The following is a 2,874-nucleotide window of genomic DNA, read 5'->3' on the forward strand; positions in this document are numbered from 1 at the left end:
GAAGAGCTGGGTCCAGAGGAGGACCCCCAGTCCGCGGTCCTCCTCTGGACCCAGCTCTTCGGCAACCCCCTCACCTGGGACGACCTCCCCTGGCTACGGTCCCTCACCGACCTCCCCCTGATCGTCAAGGGCATCTGCCACCCCGAGGACGTACGCCGCGCGAAGGACGGCGGCGTGGACGGCGTCTACTGCTCCAACCACGGCGGCCGCCAGGCCAACGGCGGCCTCCCCGCCCTGGACGCGCTGCCCGCCGTGGTCGAGGCGGCGGACGGCCTCCCGGTCCTGTTCGACTCCGGCATCCGCAGCGGCGCCGACATCGTCAAGGCCATCGCCCTGGGCGCCACCGCCGTAGGCATCGGCCGCCCGTACGCCTACGGCCTCGCCCTCGGCGGCACGGACGGCATCGTCCACGTCCTCCGCTCACTCCTCGCGGAAGCCGACCTGATCATGGCGGTCGACGGCTATCCGACACTCGCCGACCTCACACGGGAGGCACTTCAGCGCGTGGTGTGACGCCGCGCGCCCGAGCGGGCCAGGAAGCGCCGCGGCATGCTGGGCGGTTGGCGAGGTCGAGGTCGAGATCCGGCGGCTTGTCCGAGTCGGCCGCGTACACCACGCTGAGCCCGGAGCACGAGAACTGGCGGCGAGCCCGGATCGCGCACCGATGAGTTTCCCGCGCCGCGCCGGTCTGTACGCGCGAGACCGACTCACGGAAGGCCGGCGCCATGCGGAAACTGATCTACGGCATGAACCTGACCCTGGACGGCTACATCGCCGCGGCCGGCGACGACATCGGCTGGAGCGGACCGCCGAGCGAGGAGCTGTTCCAGTGGTGGCTCGACCACGAGCAGGCGAGTGGCCTGTCGCTGTACGGGCGCAAGCTGTGGGAGACGATGAGTTCCTACTGGCCGACCGGCGACCAGCAGCCGGGCGCCACCCCGGCGGAGATCGAGTTCGCGCGGAACTGGCGGGACACACCGAAGGTGGTGTTCTCCTCGACGATCGACAAGGTCGACTGGAACACCCGCCTGGTCACCGGCGACGCGATCGCCGAGATCACCCGGCTCAAGGCCGAGGACGGCGGCCCGATGACCATCGGCGGCGCGACGCTCGCCGGGGCGGCGATGCGCGCCGGGCTGATCGACGAGTACGCGATCGCCACCCATCCGGTCCTGCTGGGCGGCGGCACACCGTTCTTCACCGCGCTGGACAGCTGGGTGAACCTGAACCTGGTGGAGACACGGACGCTTCCCGGCGGCGTGATCCTGACCAGGTACGAGACGAGGCGCTGAGCAACGGCACGTGAGATGTCGACATCAGCCGCGGGACCCCACACGCGGCCGGCAGGTCACCCGGTCCGGCGGATCAGCGCCAGGTACATCGCGTCGGTCCCGTGCAGATGCGGCCACAGCTGTACGTCGGGACCCGCGCCGAGTGCCGGGACGTCGGGCAGGAGCGGGCGGGCGTCGATCAGTTCGGTGTGCGGGTACTGCTTGAGGATGTCGTCGACGACGGCCCGGGTCTCGGCGAGGTGCGGTGAGCAGGTCGCGTAGCCGACGACACCGCCGACGCGCACGGATTCGAGCGCCGTGCGCAGCAGATCGCGTTGCAGGGGCGCGAATCCTTCGAGGTCCTCCGGGCGGCGCCGCCAACGGGCCTCGGGGCGGCGGCGCAGGGCGCCGAGCCCGGTGCACGGCACGTCCATCAGGACGCGGTCGAAGCTGCCGGGACGCCACGGCGGCCGGGTCCCGTCGGCGGCGATGACCTGGTACGGCCCGGGGTTCCCGGCAAGCGACTTCGCCACGAGTCCGGCCCGGTGCGGCGCCTTCTCGGAGGCGAGGAGCATCGCGCCGCGCTCGGCGGCCACGGCGGCGAGCAGCGCGGCCTTGCCACCGGGGCCGGCGCACCCGTCGAGCCACTTCTCATCGGGCCCGTCGAGGGGCGCGTTGGCGAGGGCGAGCGCGACCAGCTGACTGCCCTCGTCCTGCACCCCCGCACGCCCTTCCTTCACCGCCGCTACGGCCCCGGGCTCGCCACCCTCGCTGAGCCGTACGGCATACGGCGACCAGCGCCCCGGCACCGCGGCCTCCTCGCGGAGCAACTCCTCGGTGGTGGACCGGCCGGGCCGGGCGACCAGGGTCACCTCGGGCCGTTCGTTGTCGGCCTCCAGCAGGTCCTCGATGCCTGCGCGTCCGCCCCCGAGCGAGTCCCACAGCGCGGAGACGACCCAGCGCGGGTGCGAGTGCACGATGGCGAGGTTGTCCTCGGGGTCGTCGTCGTAGGGCGGCGCGACCCGTTCGATCCAGGTGCCAAGGTCGTCCTGCGCGACCTTGCGCAGAACGGCGTTGACGAACTTGGCCCGCCCGTCGCCGAGGACGACCCGGGCGAGTTCGACGGAGGCGGACACAGCGGCATGCGTCGGGATCCGCGTCCCGAGCAACTGGTGCACGCCGAGGCTCAGCACGTCCAGCACCGGCGGGTCGACCTCACGCAGCGGCCGGTCGACGCACGAGGCGATGATCGCGTCGTAGGTCCCCTGCTTGCGCAGCGTCCCGTACACCAGCTCGGTCGCGAGCGCGGCGTCCCGGGCGTCGAAGTCGCCCTTCTCGCGCGCCTTCCGCAGCAGCGGCGGCAGGACGAGGTTGGCGTACGCGTCCCGCTCGTCCACGGCCCGCAGCGCCTCGAAGGCGAGGAAACGGACGGGGTCCTTCTGCGGCCGACGGTAGGGCTTGCCGGGCTTACGGGGTCGCGGGGACTGCTCACTCACGAAAAAGGTGCTCCGGATTTCTGGCCGAGATGTACACCCAGCGTACGTCGCACCGCGGCGCGTGTGCGCGGGACGTCAGGCGCATGGGGGTGCCGGGGGTTCCGGGG

3 protein-coding genes are annotated in these 2,874 nt (G+C 72.2%); 2 read left to right on the forward strand and 1 reads right to left on the reverse strand.

Annotated elements, in window-relative coordinates:
• On the forward strand, positions 1–513 hold a 513-nt coding region (locus AC31A1_RS49405), incomplete at its 5' end, for an alpha-hydroxy-acid oxidizing protein (RefSeq protein WP_489659593.1).
• Positions 514–725: 212 nt separating this feature from the next.
• A complete protein-coding gene (locus AC31A1_RS49410; RefSeq protein WP_489659594.1) occupies positions 726–1,292 on the forward strand; it encodes a dihydrofolate reductase family protein in 567 nt (188 codons plus the stop codon).
• A gap of 56 nt (positions 1,293–1,348) precedes the next feature.
• On the opposite strand, the gene AC31A1_RS49415 is transcribed toward AC31A1_RS49410, so the two are convergent.
• Entirely contained in the window at positions 1,349–2,767 is a 1,419-nt protein-coding gene (locus AC31A1_RS49415) for an RsmB/NOP family class I SAM-dependent RNA methyltransferase (RefSeq protein WP_489659595.1), read from the reverse strand.
• Positions 2,768–2,874 lie beyond the last annotated feature (107 nt).

It is taken from the genome of Streptomyces sp. P5F9, assembly GCF_057961495.1.

What these genes read in the sequence shown, in the direction of transcription:
- AC31A1_RS49410 (WP_489659594.1), top strand. Translation starts at nt 726, where the DNA reads ATGCGGAAACTGATCTACGGCATGAACCTGACCCTGGACGGCTACATC.